The sequence below is a fragment of the Sorangium sp. So ce131 genome (assembly GCF_051519095.1).
Lineage (GTDB): Bacteria > Myxococcota_A > Polyangia > Polyangiales > Polyangiaceae > Sorangium.
Map to the genome: position 1 here is coordinate 1,267,808 of NZ_CP150455.1, position 15,119 is coordinate 1,282,926.

Below are 15,119 nucleotides of genomic sequence, written 5' to 3' on the forward strand. Positions count from 1 at the left end.
GCAGATGCCAGGAAAAACCGGGGAGCCGAGCGCCCCGGCGAAACGCCACGCAAGGACGGCACCACATGTAGAAAATAAGAGTAATTGTAATTTACATCGCTGCGCGTCCCGCCCGGCCACCGGCGGGACGGGACGCGCGGCGCTCGGGTGTTACTGCTGGGCGCGGGCGTTCAGGCGGTAGATGACGGTCTTGAACGGCGCGTTGCCGGAGATCTTCTCGGCGTCCTTCGAGGCCTCGCCCTCGTCGACGATCTTCTGCAGCTTGGTCGCGACGTCGGCGTCGCCCTTCGGCGACAGCGCGTCGATCACGGTGACCGCCACGAAGCGCACGGCGGCGTTCGTGACCTTCGGCAGCGCGTCGATGATCTGCTGCCGGACCTCGGGGGTGCCGAGCACGCCCACCATGTAGGCGGCCTTGATCCCCTGGAACTGCGTCTCCTTCGCCTGCGACGCCGGATCGCCGAGCTTGCCGACGTAACACTCGACCTTGTCGCCGCACGCCGAGAGCAGATCCTTCGCGATCTTGTGCTCCTTCTCCATCGACTTGCCGACCGTGCCGCCGCCGCTCGTGCGGGTGTTGGCGAGCCGGTCGACCTCGGCGACCTGGTCGGGCTTCATCAGCTTGAGCGCCGTCGCCATCGAGGTGTCGCGGATCTGCGCGATGTCGTCCTCCTCGCCGCGCACCTCGATCCCCGTCTTCACGAGCCACGGCACGAGGCTCGCGTCGAAGAAGCCGCCCGCGGCCTCCGCGAGCATCACCCGCGCGTTGATGCCGGCCGGCGGGAGGTCGAGCGTCACCGGCGTCTTCTCGTAGGCCGCCTGGAACGCCGCGAGCGTCTCCGGCGACTTCGGCACCTTGGTGAGCTCGCGCGCGATGATCGCGCGCGGCAGGTCCTCGGCCGTCCCGAGCGCCGCGAGCAGCGGCTGCACCGACTCCTGCCGGCCGATCGTCGCGAGCACGAGCGCGGCCGCCGCCACGTGGGCCGTCTCCGCCGCCTTCTTCGCCTCCGGGCCCGGCTTCTCGCCGGCGGCCTTCAGGTTCTCGACCTTCGAGTGCTCGATGAGCTCCTTGTGCTCGCCCTTGAGCAGCGCGATCGTCGGCTCGATCGCGGGCTTGCCGATCTTCGTGAGGGCGAGGATCGCCGTGGCGTGGGCGTCCGCCTTGACCGGCGTGAGCACCAGCTTGAGCAGCGGCACGACCGCCTTCTCGCTGCGCAGCTGCCCGAGGAGCTCCGCCGCGGTGATCTGCCAGAAGAGCTCGTTCCTCAGCGTGGCGACGTCCTTCGGGTCATTGATCGGGCGGCCGAGCATCGTGATGAGCTGCGGCTCCCAAGACGGATCGCTGATCTCGATCATCGCGTCGTGCACGTCGCGCGAGATGCCGGCGCCCTTCGGCTTGCCGTGCTGGAGCTTCGCGAACACGTCCATGAGCGGGCCGGCCGCGGTCTTCGACTTCACCGCCCCGAGGCCGCGCACGGCCCAGCGGACGTCCTCCTCCGTCGAGTCGGGCTTGTAGTCCTTGAGCGCCTTGATGAGGCACGCGTCGCCGCGCGGGTCCCGCGTGTCCGAGATGAACTTGATGACCTTGGAGTTCGTGCGCTCGTCGAGATCCCCGGCCACGCACTTCTGCGTCATCGGCTCGATGATCTTGTCGAGGAGCGGCTTCACCGTCGGGCCGTTCCGGTCCTTGTTGTCGCGCGTCATCGCGTCCTCGAAGAACTGGATGAGGCGGTTGACCGACGGCGCGAGCGTGGCCGGGTCGTCGAGCCGCTTGACGTGCGTCTCGGGATCGTTCTCGTCGGCGCACCCGGCGATGATCCCTGCGGAGAGCGCCATCGACGAGGCGGTGGCGGCCCCCAGGAGGAGCGAGCGAAGGAGCGGCAAGATGCAGCGGGCTGAGCGGGACATGGTGTTTCCTCCGGGACCTCGGTGATGCTGCCGGCCTGCCCTCGCCTTGCGCGGGCGCGCTTCCGGTGAGGCGGTCAGCGGCTAGCCTTCGTTAGCCTGAGGGGACGACATCGGACAAAAACAGCGCGCGGCAGGGGGCGCGCCCCCCTTCGCGCCACGGCGTGGCGCCGCTCCCGCCATGGAAACGGCGGAGCCGAAGCTATTCGGCGGCCGCGAACGTGTCAACGCGGGCGCTTCGTGGAGACGAGCCGGCGGATGCCGGTCGCGAACAGCCGGTCGGGGATGACACGGCGCAGCGCGACGAGCGCGCGTGCGTCTCGGCCGATGAGGGTGCGGAACGGGGGCGAGGCGTCCTCGATGAGGCGGAGGATGGCGGACGCGACCGGGGCGGGCGGCGGGGCCTTGGCGGCGTCCTCGAGGACGAGCCGCTCGAGCGTCTCGGTCATCGCGGCGTAGGGGCCCTCGCGCGAGACGAGGGCGCCGCGCCGCTGGTTCTCGAAGAAGATCTCGGTCTTGAAGGTGCCGGGCTCGACGAGGCAGACGTGGACGCCGAACGGCGCGACCTCCCAGCGGAGCGCCTCGCTGAAGCCCTCGACGGCGTGCTTCGTGGCCGCGTAGACGCTGACGCCGGGCAGGCCGACCAGCCCGGAGACGCTCGAGACGTTGACGATGCGGCCGCGCCCGGCGGCGCGCATCGACGGGAGCACCGCGCGCGTGACGGCCATCAGGCCGAAGACGTTGGTCTCGAACTGCGCCCGGACGTCGCCGTCCGTCTGCTCCTCGAAGGCGCCGCCGACGGCGATGCCCGCGTTGTTCACGAGGGCGTACGGGGGCCCGTGCTTCTGGAGGATCTCCTCGATCCGCGCGGGCGCGCCCTCGGCGGCGACGTCGAGGGCCTCGACGTGGAGGGAGGCGCCGCGCGCCCTCGCCGCGGCGAGCAGCGCCTCGGCCTTGTCGGGGCGGCGCATCGTGGCGACGACCCGATGGCCCGCGGCCGCGCACGCGACCGCGGTCGCGAGGCCGATGCCGCTCGAGGATCCGGTGACGAGGACGAGGTGGCCCATGGGGGAGGCGGGCGACTATAGACGAAGCGCCGGGACCGGCCGAGGGCGCGGGCGCCTCCGGGCCGAGGGCGCGGGCGCCTCCGGGCGAGGGCGCGGGCGCCGCGGGCGCGCGCTCAGCCGATGATCATCGCCTCGCTGAGGAGCCGGCCCTCCTTGAAGCGGCGCAGGTTCCAGCGCTCGAACAGCGGGAGCGGCGTGCCCTCGGCGATGTGCTGCGCGATGAGCTTGCCCATGACGGGCGCGATCATGAAGCCGTGCCCCATGAAGCCGGACGCCTGGTAGAAATTTTCCACCTCGTCGATCCCGCCGACGATCGGGTTCTGGTCGGGCGTGAGGTCGTAGCAGCCCGCCCACTGCCGCAGGACCTTCACGCTGCCGAGGACGGGGCACGCGGCGACGAGCGCCCGCGCGTAGAGGCCGAGGAACTTGTGGCTCGACTCCATGTCGAGGCCCTCGGGGACGTCCTCGTTCGAGATTCCGCCCACGATCTCGCCGCGCATCGACTGGGAGAAGTAGAGGCCGTTCGAGAGGTCCGCGACCAGCGGGCCGAGCCACGGCTTGAGCGGCTCGGTCGAGCAGATCTCGTGGCGGTGCGGGCGGTTCGGCAGCTCCACGCCGAGCAGGCGCGCGACCTCGGGGCTCCAGGCGCCGGCCGCGTTGACCACCTTGTGCGTGCGGATCTCGCCCCGGTCGGTGACGACGGCGTCGATGCGCGCGCCGGTCGTGCGGAAGCCGAGCACGTTCGTGAAGGTGGCGATGTCGACGCCGAGCTTCTGGGCGCGCTCGGCGTAGCCCCAGACGAACGGCCAGGGGAAGACGACGCCGTCGTCGGGGTTGTAGCTCGCGGCGACCACGCCCTCGGTCGAGAGCTCCGGCACGATCGCCCGCGCCTCGGCCGGGGTGAGCATCCGCGTGCCGAGGCCGCACTCGTTCTGGACGGCGACGCTCTTCTCGAGCGTCCGGCGGCCGGCCTCGCTGCGCACGAGGAACAGGTAGCCGCCCTGCCGGAACCAGACGTTGATCTTCATCTCGCGGGCGAAATCCCGGCAGATGCGGATGCTCTCCTGCATGAGCCGGATGTTCCCCTCGCTCGAGAACTGCGCGCGCACCCCGCCGCCGTTGCGGCCGCTCGCGCCGCCGCAGAGGTAGCCCCGGTCGACGACGACGACGTCCGCGATCCCGTGGTGACGCGCCAGGTTATAGGCGATGGCGAGGCCCATGATGCCCGCGCCGACGACGACGATCTCCGCCTCGGACCGCATCGCGCGTCAGCCGAGCTCGGGCCTCGCGGCGGCGACGACGGCGTCCTGGAGGGCGCCGTTCGTGGCGATGATGCCGCGGTCGAGCTTGAGCCCGGGGCCCGCGTAGTCGATGGGCGCGCCGGCGAGATCGGTGAAGCGCCCGCCGGCGGCGCGGAGGACGGCCTCGGGCGCGCAGCTGTCCCAGAGCTTGGCGCCGCCGCCGCCGTGCACGTAGAGGTCGACCTCGCCCGTCGCGATCCGCGCGATCTTCACGCCGACCGAGCCGCACGGGACGAGCTTCGTGATGCCGAGCCGGGCGAGCAGCGGCTCGACGAGCTTCGGCCGGTGCGACCGCGAGACGATGAGCGTCGCGTCCCCCGGCGCGCTCACGGACGAGACCGCGAGGGGGCGGCGGCTGCCGTCCCGCGCCTCGAGGAAGGCGAGGCCCGCGTCGGCGCGGCCGGCCAGCGCCTCGCCGGTCGTGGGCATCACGACCACGCCGAGCGCGGCGCGGCCGCGGACCGCGAGGCCGATCATGACGGCGAACTCGCCGTTCCGGTCGGCGAACTCGCGCGTTCCGTCGAGCGGGTCGACGAAGAACACCCGCTCCTGCTGGAAGCGCGCCGCGAGCTCCTCGCCCGACGGGACGCTCTCCTCGGCGAGGATGGCGTCGCCCGGGAAGGCGGCCTCGAGCGCGCGGCAGATGAGCGCGTTCGCCTCGCGGTCGGCGCGGGTCACCGGATCGCCCGGGCCCTTCAGCTCGACGGTGAACGGCGTCGCGTACACCTCCATCACCACCGCCGCGGCCGCGCGGGCGATGCGGACGATCTCGTCGAGCTCCTTGTCCCTGGTGTTCGTCGTGCTCACGTGGTGATCCCGAGGTCCTTGAGGCGCGTGGAGAGGTCGGTGAGCGCCGTGTCGCGGAGGTAGGGGGGCATGCCGGCCTCGCGGACCAGCTGGTCGAGCTGGGCGACCGAGCGGGGGCCGAGCACGGCGGTGGAGACGAGGTGGTTCGCGAGCACGAACCGCAGCGCCGCCGCCCGGAGCGAGACGACGTTGCCCGTGACGAGGGGCCGGAGCGCGTCGAGCTGGCGGAGGCGGGTCTTGAACTCGTCGCGGGTCCACCGCTCTGCGCGGTGATCGTCCGGGTAGAAGTCGCGATCGGGGCTCCACTGCCCGGCGAGCAGCCCGTGCGCCAGCACCGACCGCGCGAGCACGCCCGCGCCGCTCTCGGAGACGTCGCCGGCGACCTCGTGGAGGTCGCCCGGGAGGAGGGCGTTGTAGGCGATCTCGATGACGTCCACCTCGTCGCGCAGCGCGGATCGCGCGACGTCGGCCGAGCCGGCGCTCACGCCGAAGGCGCGGATCTTCCCCGCCTGCTTGAGCTCCTTCAGGAAGGCGAGGGGCTCCTTCGAGCGCATCGCGGCCACGGTGGGGTTGTGGAGCAGGACGACGTCGACCACGTCGCGGGCGAGCCGCTCCTGGGACCGCTCGAACGCCGTGCGCAGGTGGGCCGGGTCGAAGCGCTTCTTCGGGGGGAGCTCGTCGAGGTCGGTGCCGATCTTGGTGACCACGTACGTCGCGCCGGCGCCCTGGAGGCGCTTGCCGAGGCAGCGCTCCATCTCGCCCCGGCCGTACACGTCGGCCGTGTCGAAGAGATCGATGCCGATCGCGAGCGCGCGGTCGATGACGCGCTCGACCTCGACGCTGGAGACCGGGCCGTACCCGTCGCCGGAGAGGCCCCAGGTGCCTAGGGCGAGCTCCGAGACCTGGAGGGTCGTCTTGCCGAGGGGGCGTTTCCTCACGGGGGGGCGATCTACACCAGCGGGGGGAGGGCGCCACGAAATAGGCGCACGCGCGCGGAGGAGGCCGCCGGAGCGCCACGTCTTTGCTCGGTGGGCGGCGGAACACTCCATGCCAGGAAGGGTGCCAGGGAAGTCTCGGGACGTGGCGCGGGATCCGAAGAAGAGGCGTGGTGCGGGGGAGCGCGGGGCGGCGGCGCGGTCGGCGGCGCGGTCGACGGCGCGGTTGACAGCCGAGGACGGGCACCCGCGCGAGGGGGCAAGTCGCGCCTTGCCGGCGGCCGAGCAGCGAAGGGCGGTGGAGTATGGCGAAAGCGCCTAGGGAGGTATCGAGGGCCGAGCCCGCTGGAGACCGGAGATCGTGGCCGCCCGCGGCGACCGCCTCCACGAGGCGCGCGCTGGAGCTCGTGGCCGTGCGCGGCAAGGACGTGATCGGCGTCCGCCACATGCTCGCCGACGGGCGGACGCACATCGGGGATGCGCCCGCGTCGATCGCGCGGGTGCCGTGGGGTGACCTGGACCGGTCGGCCCCGATGATCGCGGAGGTGTCCGGCGGCCGCCATGTGCTGCACGTGCCGCGGCGAGCGCGCGCGCGTGTGCACGGCGCCGACGGCCTCGGCCGCCTGCTGACCGGCCCGGCCGAGATCGTGCTCAACGAGGGCGACCGCGCCGTGCTCGTGATGGGACCCGTCCACGTGCGCGCGCAGATCGTGCCCATCGAGGTCGTGTCCAGGCTGAGTACGTCCAGCCTGCGATGGATCGGCCTCATCGGCGCTCTTTACCTGGTCGCGCTCGCCGTCTGCGCCGCGATCGCGCCGCGCGACACGGGCGGGCTCGAGGAAGCGATCCCGCGCGCGCTCGACGCGGCCGCGGCGGACATCCGGGCGCAGCAGGCGCCGGGGCGGTAGCGCAAAGCATCAACCGGTGAGACCGTCTCGGCCGGAGGGGCCCGTGAGAGATGGAGTGCTATTCTCCAGTTCTCATGAGATGCAAGGACCGTAAGCCTCTCCCGTTCCTTCGATACCCACTCCCGCTGTGCCTGCTCGCCGCCGCCGGCTGTGGCGGCTCGGACGTCAAGGACCCGAGCGCGGGCGCCGCCCCGCCGGCGGCCATCCTGAACCTCCCCCCCGGCTGGAACACCGTAGAGCCCGGCGGCGAGACCACGTGCTCGCGCGGCGATCCATTCAAGTATTTCGTCCGCCCGGGGACCGTCAACCGCCTCATCGTCGAGTTCCGCGGCGGCGGCGCGTGCTGGAACGCCGTCACCTGCTCCGCTGCGGGCTCGCTCTTCCAGGAGACGGTCACCGAGGATCCCATGGTCATCAACCAGCAGGGCGCGAGCGGGATCTACGATCATGAAAATCCCGACAACCCGTTCCGGGACTGGCACCATGTGTACATCCCTTATTGCACCGGGGACATCCACTGGGGCGACAACGTGGCGACCTACGGGGAGGGGAGCGGCGCCGTCACCATCCGGCACAAGGGCGCCGTGAACGTGCGCGCGGCGCTCTCCTGGGTCTATGAGAACGTGCCCGCGCCCGAGAAGATCTTCGTGACGGGGTGCAGCGCGGGCGCGTACGGCTCGATCATGTGGTCAGCGCACCTGCGGGAGCACTACAAGAACACGTCCGTCTACCAGTTCGCCGACAGCGGCGCGGGGATCATCACCGAGACGTTCTTCGAGGACAGCTTCCCCTCCTGGAAGCCGCAGGGCGCGTACCCCACCTGGATCAGCGGGCTCGACCCCGCGGAGCTCGCGCGGCTCGACGTGCTCTACCGGACGATCGGCAACCACTACCCCGACATGCGCCTGTCGCAGTTCAACACGGTCTATGACGAGGACCAGATCTTCTTCTTCAGGGCCATGGGCGGCGGCAGCGCGCAGGACTGGTCGGACGCGATGAAGGCGTCGATCGACCAGATCGAGGCGTCGACGCCGAACTTCAGCTCGTACCTCGCGCCGGGCAGCGACCATTGCATCCTGTGGCGGCCGGCGTTCTACACGGTCGAGTCGGGCGGGAAGCGGCTCGTGCAATGGCTCGACGAGCTCGTGAACGGCGAGCCGCCGGCGAGCGTCGCCTGCGAGGGCGACGCCTGCGGCGCGCCGCAGTAGGCGGGGCCGTACATCGGCGGATCCCGGAGCCGCGGGCGCGCCGGCGCGGAGGTTCAACGCGCGCCGGCGCGTCGGTGGGGAGGGATCAGAGCGGAGGGCAGCTGTTCAGCTTGCCGATCGCGTAGGGCCTCGCGGAGGGGGCGTTGTAGGTGGAGTTCGTCGCGACGGCCCAGGAATAGCCCAGCAGCGAGCCGGCGGAGTTCGTGTAGAGACGCACGTAGGCCGTCCCTGGGCCCGGCGCGAACGTGCCGGTGTCACACGCGCCCGACCAGCGGCTGTCGGGGTAGTCGGCGTTGCAGCCGTGGACCGACGAGGTGGAGTCGGCGATCGGCAAGGCGTACTGCTTCGTGCCCAAAAAGAGCGGCTTCAGCGCGGTCGCGAGCTGCGTGGGCGCCCCCGTGACGATCGCGGTGTGTCCTCTGTACGTGATGTTGCCCTCGGCGTCCCTCACCTCGTCGATGACGAAGACGTCGCCCGCCTCGATGCCGGCGATGTTCGTGACCCGCGTGAAGTGGGTCGCGGGCGAGGCGACGACGTGGTCGTAGTAGAGGACCGAGCTCGGGCTGGTCGAGCCCCATAGGCTGGAGATCTGGGCGCTCGTATATCCCCATGCGTTCTGCTGCGAGAGCGTGAGGAATGGACCGCCGCTGGTGACCGACGTGCCGGCCGCGATGATATCGAGCGCGGCGTCGGCGAGCTCGCCGCACGCCTCCGCGGGGGCGGAGCCGAGCGCGACGAGAGAAGCTGCAGCAGACACCATCAGGAAACGAGCCGCATTGCTGAGCATGAAGTACCTCGGTTGACGGTTGCTACGTTGCCGTTCCGCAGGCCGAGCAGATTCGGTTAAGGAGGTCGATCGTGTGCAGCCAGAGAGTCGCACCTGGTCGCGTCGAGCCTAGCATCCAGTGCATACAGTCAACTCGCGGTTACCGTCAACACGCTTCGAGCACCTTTCGAGTCGGCGCATCACTTTTCTGGGTTCATGTACTACAGTTGAGCTCTTCAGCCGGCATTGACGGATAACGCGGATCGCTTGATGGACACCGCGCTCCAGCGACTCAGGCGCGTCCACGCCACGCGGCGGACGCCACGCGCCAACGTGCTCCTGAGGCGTGGCCCAGGAACGGATCGGCTCCGATGATCGGTCCTGCTGGATTCCAGCAGAGACCAACCGGGTGACGACGTCCGAGGGCGGGTCGTCGCCGTCAGCCGGCCTCGCCCGGGAGGCGGCCGACGGCGGCGCCGGCCCGCCCAGGCGCGCCGCGCGCCGGTCGGGCGCCGGCTCCGGAGGACACGCGGCCCCCGGAGCCGCAGCACAAGCGAGCCGCTTCAGGCGCGCCCCTACGACCCCCGTTGACGCACAGCCAGAGCTCTAGCTTATTGCCGCCGCGACCGAGGGCGCGCCGACGCGCTCCGGTCTGCCCGGAGTGGAAAATTCCGGGAGGAGACACACAGATCCATGCGCACGCTTTGTATCGATATCGGCGGAACGGGGATCAAGGCCACGATCCTCGACGCGCAGGGGACTCCGTTGACGGACCCCGTGCGCGTGCCGACGCCCCAGCCGGCCTCGCCGGAGCCCATCCTCGACGTCATCGACGAGCTCGCGCGCGCGCAGGGTGAGTTCGATCGCGTCTCGATCGGCTTCCCCGGCGTCGTGATGGACAACGTGACCAAGACGGCGCCGCACCTCGACAACGAGAAGTGGAAGGGTTACCCGCTCGCCGAGGCCGTCGAGCGGCGCCTCGGGAGGCCCGTGCGCGTCGCCAACGACGCGGGGATCCAGGGGCTCGCGGTCATCGAGGGCAAGGGGCTCGAGATGGTGCTCACCTTCGGCACGGGCCTCGGGTGCGCCCTGTACATCGACGGCCACTACGTGCCCAACCTCGAGCTCGGGCACCACCCGTACGGCAAGCGCGACCTGAAGTACGAGGACCGCGTGTTCGACGCCGAGTGCAAGCGCATCGGGCCGAAGCGCTGGAACAAGCGCGTGCGCCAGATGATCGCGCAGCTCGAGCCGATCTTCAATTACCGCAAGCTCTACCTCGGCGGCGGCAACGCGCGCCTCCTCGAGGTGAGCCGGCTGCCCCAGAACGTCGTCGTGGTGGACAACGTCGCCGGCCTGCTCGGCGGCATCAAGCTCTGGGCCTGAGCCCCCGGGGGCGCGGGGGGGCCCCGCCGCGCATTCCCAAGCGGTCGAGGCCGGCGTACCCTGGCCCGATGAACTCGCCCGACGCACCGAAGCCCGACGAAACGCCCGCGGCAAGCCCGTCGGCGGACGCCGATTCCGACCCGTTTCGCCTCCTGACGCCGGAGACCCTCGCGAACCCTTACCCGGTCTACGCGAGGCTCCGCGAGGAGGCGCCGGCCTACTTCAGCGCCGGCTACAACGGCTGGCTCATCACCCGGTACGATCACGTCGCCGCGGGCTTCCGCGACCCGCGCCTGTCGGCGAAGCGCTCGAGCGCCTTCGTGACGAAGCTGCCCGAGGCGGTGCGACAGAAGCTGGAGCCGCTGCGCCGCAACCTGGCGTCGTGGGCGCTGCTGCTCGATCCGCCGGAGCACACGCGCATCCGGTCGCTGATCAACAAGGCGTTCGTGCCGCGGCTCGTCGAGGGGCTGCGCCCCCGGGTCGAGGCGCTGGTCAACGAGCTGCTCGACGCGGTCGCGCCCACGGGGCAGATGGATGTCCTCCGCGACCTCGGCGATCTGCTGCCGCTGCTCGTGATCGGCGAGGTGCTCGGCGTCCCGGTGGAGGACCGGCACCGGCTCAAGGGGTGGTCGAACGCGCTCGCGGGGTTCCTCGGCGCGGGCCGGCCGACCCTGGAGATCGCGGGCGGCGCGCTGAGCGCGGTGGCCGAGCTGGAGGACTACTTCCGCGCCGTGATCGCGGAGCGGCGGCAGCGCCCCGGGAGCGACCTGCTCAGCCAGCTCTTGCTCGCGGAGGAACAGGGCATGATCCTCGGCGAGCAGGAGCTGCTCTCGACGTGCTGCATGCTGCTCTTCGGCGGCCACGAGACGACGAAGAACCTCATCGGCAACGGCCTCCTCGCGCTGCTGCGCCACCCGGCCGAGCGCGAGGCGCTCCGCGCGTCGCCGGCGCTGCTCGGCCCGGCCGTGGAGGAGCTGCTCCGTTACGACTCCCCGGTGCAGTGGATGAGCCGCATGGTGCTGGACGACATGGATATCGAGGGCGTCCGGATCCCGAAGGGAGATCGCGTGTTCCTGGTGCTCGGCGCGGCGAACCGCGATCCCGCCCACTTCCCGGATCCGGATCGCCTCGACCTGCGGCGCACGGACATCCGTCACCTCTCCTTCGGCGTGGGCATCCACTACTGCGCCGGCGCCGCGCTGGCCCGCGTGGAGGGCCAGGCCGCGGTCGCCACCTTCCTCCGCCGCTTCCCCGAGGCCCGGCTCTCCTCCGCGCCGCTCGCGTGGCGCCAGAGCCCCGGCGTCCGCGGCCTCACGTCCATCCCGGTCGAGCTGGGCCCCGACGCCGGCGCGGCGTGACCCCGACGCTTCGGGCCGCTCCGTGAGGGCATCATGGTCCCCTCGTCGCCCCGGACCCCCCAAGGGACACAAACATGCCCTCGCAGACCCTCGCGACCAAGCTCGCCCCGCCGGGCGCTGAGCAGCACGAGGCGAAAGCCACGGAGCCCTGGCTCTTCCCGGTGTTCTTCCTCTCGGGCTCGACAGCGCTGGTGTATCAGGTCGTCTGGCAGCGCGCGCTCTACGCGATCTACGGTGTCGACATCCTGTCGGTCACGATCGTCGTCACCGCGTTCATGCTGGGTCTCGGCCTCGGGAGCCTCGCGGGTGGGGTGCTCTCGCGCCGGCGCCCGCGCGCCGCGGTGACGTTGTTCGCGGTCTCCGAGCTCGGGATCGGCCTTTACGGCGCGTTCAGCCTCCGCCTCTTCGCCCTGATTGCAGGCGTCACGCACGGCATTGGCCATGTCGCCGCCGGTGGGGTGGCGCTCCTGCTCGTGGTGCCGCCGGTCATGCTGATGGGGGCCACGCTTCCCCTCCTGGTCGGGCACGCCACGTCGCGGTCGCATAACGTCGGTCGCTCGCTGGGCAACCTCTACTTCACCAACACGCTGGGCGCGGCGTTCGGCGCCTTCCTGGCGGCGCGCTACCTGCTAGGCGGGCTGGGCCTCCGGGCCACCACGGAGGTCGCCGCGACGCTCAACGTCCTGCTCGGTGTGCTCGTGATGGTCCTGCGCCGGCGGCGTCGCGGCGCGCCATGAGGCTCCTCGTTGCCGTCCTCGTCGCCACGCTCGGCGGTTGTCTTGCGCTCTCGCACGAGGTCCTCTGGGTCCGGGTCTACAGCTTTGCGACCGAAGGCGAGCCGGAGGCCTTCGGCTTTCTGCTCGCGGCCTACCTCGCCGGTCTGGCCGGCGGATCGCTCCTCGCCGGTCGCTACTGCCGGAGCGCCGCGGCGGAGCGCTCCGGGCAGCTCTACCGCGTGGGCGGGGTGATCGTCGCCGGGGCGCTCGCGGCGTTCCTCGTGGCCCCCGCCGTCGCGCACCTCGTCGGCCGCGGCGTGGACCCGGCCTGGACGCTGCCTGCCTTCGCGCTCGCCAGCAGCTGCCTCGGCGCGGGGTTTCCGCTCCTGTGCCACTTCGGGATCCCCGCGGACGAGCTGGCCGGCGCGCGACTGTCCTACGTCTACGTCGGCAACGTCGCGGGCTCGACGCTCGGCAGCCTGATCACCGGCCTCGTGCTGCTGGATGTCTTGCCCCTGCGCGAGCTCAACGTGGCCCTCGCGATCGCGGGCGCCGCGCTCGGCGTGATGCTCATGCTCTCCGCGTCGAGGACGGCGCGCTCGCGCCTGTTCAGCGGCGCGCTCCTCGCCGCCGCCGTCGCGTCTTTCGTGGGATCGGCGCCGACGCTCTACGGCGACCTCTACGAGAAGCTCCTTTACGGGGAGGACTACCGCGAACACGGTCGCTTCGCCCACGTCATCGAGCGCCGCGAAGGCGTCGTCACGGTCTCGCGGTCGGGCACCGTGTACGGCGGCGGATCCTACGAGGGCATCGCCAACGTCAGCCCGCTGCCGGAAATGGACGAGAACCGGGTGTTGCGGGCCTACCTGGTGTCCGCGTTCCACCCCCAGCCGCGCGACATCCTCATGATCGGCCTCGGGTCCGGCTCCTGGCTCCAGGTGCTGGCGAACGCCCCCGACGTCGAGCACCTCACCGTCATCGAGATCAACCCCGGCTTCGCCGAGGCGGCGCGGCGTGCGCCCGTCGTCGCGAGCGCGCTGGACAACCCCAAGGTGGAGCTCCTCATCGACGATGGCCGGCGCTACCTGGGGCGGACCTCGCGGCGCTTCGACGTCATCGTCGAGAACACGATCGTGTTCTGGCGCTCGTACGCCTCGATGTTGCTCTCCCGGGAGATGATGGAGCTCGCCCGCCGGCACCTGAAGCCGGGCGGCGCGCTTTATTACAACACCACCATGTCCACCGCGGCGCAGAAGACCGGGGCGACCGTGTTCCCCTACGCCGTCCGCTACCAGAACATGCTGATCGCGAGCGACGGTCCGATCGCCATCGACCGCGCGCGCTTCGAGAGAAAGCTCGACGCCTGGCTCGTCGACGGCCGTCCCGTGCTGCCCGCCGGCAGCAGCGCCGCAGAGCTCGATCTGCTGAAAGAACAGGACTGGCGCGGCGGGCCCACCTGGGAAAGCCGGGAGTCGATCCTGCAGCGGACGCAGGACGATCCGATCATCACGGACGACAACATGGCGACCGAATGGTGGGCGTTCGACACGTACCCGTAGTCCCATGGCCTGCCGGGCGTGGCGTCACACGTTGACGCACACGGCGCCTGGCCTTGATTCCCTGTGCCCTCCGGCGGGGTCGGCAGGGGTGGACAGGCTCGGACCACGCGACGTCCGCAGCGGGGGCGACACGGCCGCGATCGAACGCCTGTCCTCCTCCCGGCTCACAGGGGCGAGCTGTTGTGGAGCGAGGCGCACCCATGCTACGCCTCGATCCGGTGCGGACCGTGCGCGGCACGCAGGGGCACGGAGGGGGGCATTCCAATGATGAAGGGTCAGGATGACCGAGAAGAGCTGAGCAGTCTGCGTCAACGCGTCGCCGAGCTGGAGCTCGCGGAGAAAGCCTGGCGCGAGCGCGACCTCGTCCATCTGTCGCTCCTCGACATGCTCCCTCAAAGCATCTACCGGAGCGACCTGGACGGGCGGTGCGTCTTCGCGAACCGCGCGCTCCTCGCGTCGGTGGGGATGTCCATGGAGCAGCTCCGCGGAAAGACGCCGTTCGATATCTACCCGCGCGAGCTGGCCGAGAAGTACAGGCAGGATGACGCCCATGTGCTGAAGACCGGTCAGGCCTTCGAGGCGATCGAGGAGCACAGGGTGCCGGCGACCGGAGAGATGATCTACGTCAAGGTGATCAAGGCGCCGGTGCGCGACCTGCGCGGCGAGATCGTGGGGATCCAGGGTATCTTCTGGGACGTCACGTCGGAGCACATCGCGCGGCAGCTCTCGGACGAGAGGGAGGCGCATGCGGCGGCCGTGCGAGAGCTCAGCACCCCGTTGATCCCGATCGCCGACAAGATCGTCGTCATGCCGCTCATCGGCGCCATCGATAACACCCGCGCGAACCAGGTGCTCGAGACGCTCCTCGACGGCGTCGTCGCGAGGCAGGCATCCGTCGCGATCCTGGACATCACGGGCGTTCGCGACGTCGACTCGAGCGTGGCAGATTCCCTCGTCCGCGCCGCTCGGGCGGTCGGCCTCGTCGGCGCGAAGGTCGTGCTGACGGGGATCAAGCCGTCGGTGGCGCAGACCCTCGTGGAGCTGGGCATCGATCTGGGATCGATCGTGACATCGGGCACGCTCCAGAGCGGCATTCGTTATGCATTGCAGCAGATGCACGCCGCGTCGGCCGCATCGCCGGGGTCACGGAAACACCAGCCGGTTTGAGAGAGGTCGGACGAGGCTCCTCGCGGGGTCCGAGCG

At 70.8% G+C, this 15,119-nt stretch carries 13 protein-coding genes; 7 read left to right on the top strand and 6 right to left on the bottom strand.

Annotated features, from left to right (window positions below; genetic code table 11):
* Window positions 1–150: 150 nt before the first annotated feature.
* From WMF43_RS04610 to WMF43_RS04630, 5 genes are all read right to left on the bottom strand, one after another.
* A complete protein-coding gene (locus tag WMF43_RS04610; protein WP_437677713.1) occupies window positions 151–1,908 on the bottom strand; it encodes a HEAT repeat domain-containing protein in 1,758 nt (585 codons plus the stop codon).
* A 221-nt stretch (window positions 1,909–2,129) separates the two neighbouring features.
* Window positions 2,130–2,972: an SDR family oxidoreductase gene (locus WMF43_RS04615; protein WP_437677714.1), complete on the bottom strand. Its 843-nt coding sequence runs from the start codon at window positions 2,970–2,972 to the stop codon at window positions 2,130–2,132.
* Between the two features lie 113 nt (window positions 2,973–3,085).
* On the bottom strand, window positions 3,086–4,234 hold the full coding sequence (locus WMF43_RS04620; RefSeq protein WP_437677715.1) for an NAD(P)/FAD-dependent oxidoreductase: 1,149 nt from the start codon (window positions 4,232–4,234) through the stop codon (window positions 3,086–3,088).
* A gap of 6 nt (window positions 4,235–4,240) precedes the next feature.
* Window positions 4,241–5,080, bottom strand: a complete 840-nt coding sequence (locus WMF43_RS04625; protein ID WP_437677716.1) for a 3'(2'),5'-bisphosphate nucleotidase CysQ family protein — start codon at window positions 5,078–5,080, stop codon at window positions 4,241–4,243.
* Window positions 5,077–6,018 (bottom strand): aldo/keto reductase, encoded by a 942-nt coding sequence (locus tag WMF43_RS04630; protein ID WP_437677717.1) that lies wholly within the window; start codon window positions 6,016–6,018, stop codon window positions 5,077–5,079. The genes WMF43_RS04625 and WMF43_RS04630 overlap by 4 nt, the downstream gene beginning before the upstream one ends.
* Before the next feature lie 302 nt (window positions 6,019–6,320).
* On the opposite strand from WMF43_RS04630, the gene WMF43_RS04635 reads away from it, so the two are divergent.
* Window positions 6,321–6,923: a hypothetical protein gene (locus WMF43_RS04635; protein ID WP_437677718.1), complete on the top strand. Its 603-nt coding sequence runs from the start codon at window positions 6,321–6,323 to the stop codon at window positions 6,921–6,923.
* A 74-nt stretch (window positions 6,924–6,997) separates the two neighbouring features.
* Window positions 6,998–8,131 (top strand): pectin acetylesterase-family hydrolase, encoded by a 1,134-nt coding sequence (locus WMF43_RS04640; RefSeq protein WP_437677719.1) that lies wholly within the window; start codon window positions 6,998–7,000, stop codon window positions 8,129–8,131.
* Window positions 8,132–8,216: 85 nt separating this feature from the next.
* Here the strand turns inward: WMF43_RS04640 and WMF43_RS04645 are convergent, their stop codons facing one another.
* Complete coding sequence (locus WMF43_RS04645) at window positions 8,217–8,918, bottom strand: hypothetical protein (protein ID WP_437677720.1); 702 nt, start codon at window positions 8,916–8,918, stop codon at window positions 8,217–8,219.
* A 672-nt stretch (window positions 8,919–9,590) separates the two neighbouring features.
* Between WMF43_RS04645 and WMF43_RS04650 the strand changes: the two genes are divergently transcribed.
* The 5 genes from WMF43_RS04650 to WMF43_RS04670 all read left to right on the top strand — a co-directional run bounded on the left by WMF43_RS04650 (window position 9,591) and on the right by WMF43_RS04670 (window position 15,083).
* Window positions 9,591–10,283, top strand: a complete 693-nt coding sequence (locus tag WMF43_RS04650) for an ROK family protein (protein ID WP_437677721.1) — start codon at window positions 9,591–9,593, stop codon at window positions 10,281–10,283.
* 68 nt (window positions 10,284–10,351) lie between these two features.
* Window positions 10,352–11,641, top strand: coding sequence for a cytochrome P450 (locus tag WMF43_RS04655; protein WP_437677722.1), 1,290 nt, complete (start codon window positions 10,352–10,354; stop codon window positions 11,639–11,641).
* A 74-nt stretch (window positions 11,642–11,715) separates the two neighbouring features.
* Window positions 11,716–12,378 (top strand): fused MFS/spermidine synthase, encoded by a 663-nt coding sequence (locus tag WMF43_RS04660; protein WP_437677723.1) that lies wholly within the window; start codon window positions 11,716–11,718, stop codon window positions 12,376–12,378.
* Complete coding sequence (locus tag WMF43_RS04665; RefSeq protein ID WP_437677724.1) at window positions 12,375–13,916, top strand: spermidine synthase; 1,542 nt, start codon at window positions 12,375–12,377, stop codon at window positions 13,914–13,916. Before WMF43_RS04660 ends, WMF43_RS04665 begins: the two co-directional genes overlap by 4 nt.
* Window positions 13,917–14,180: 264 nt before the next feature.
* Complete coding sequence (locus tag WMF43_RS04670) at window positions 14,181–15,083, top strand: PAS domain-containing protein (protein ID WP_437677725.1); 903 nt, start codon at window positions 14,181–14,183, stop codon at window positions 15,081–15,083.
* Window positions 15,084–15,119: the final 36 nt, after the last annotated feature.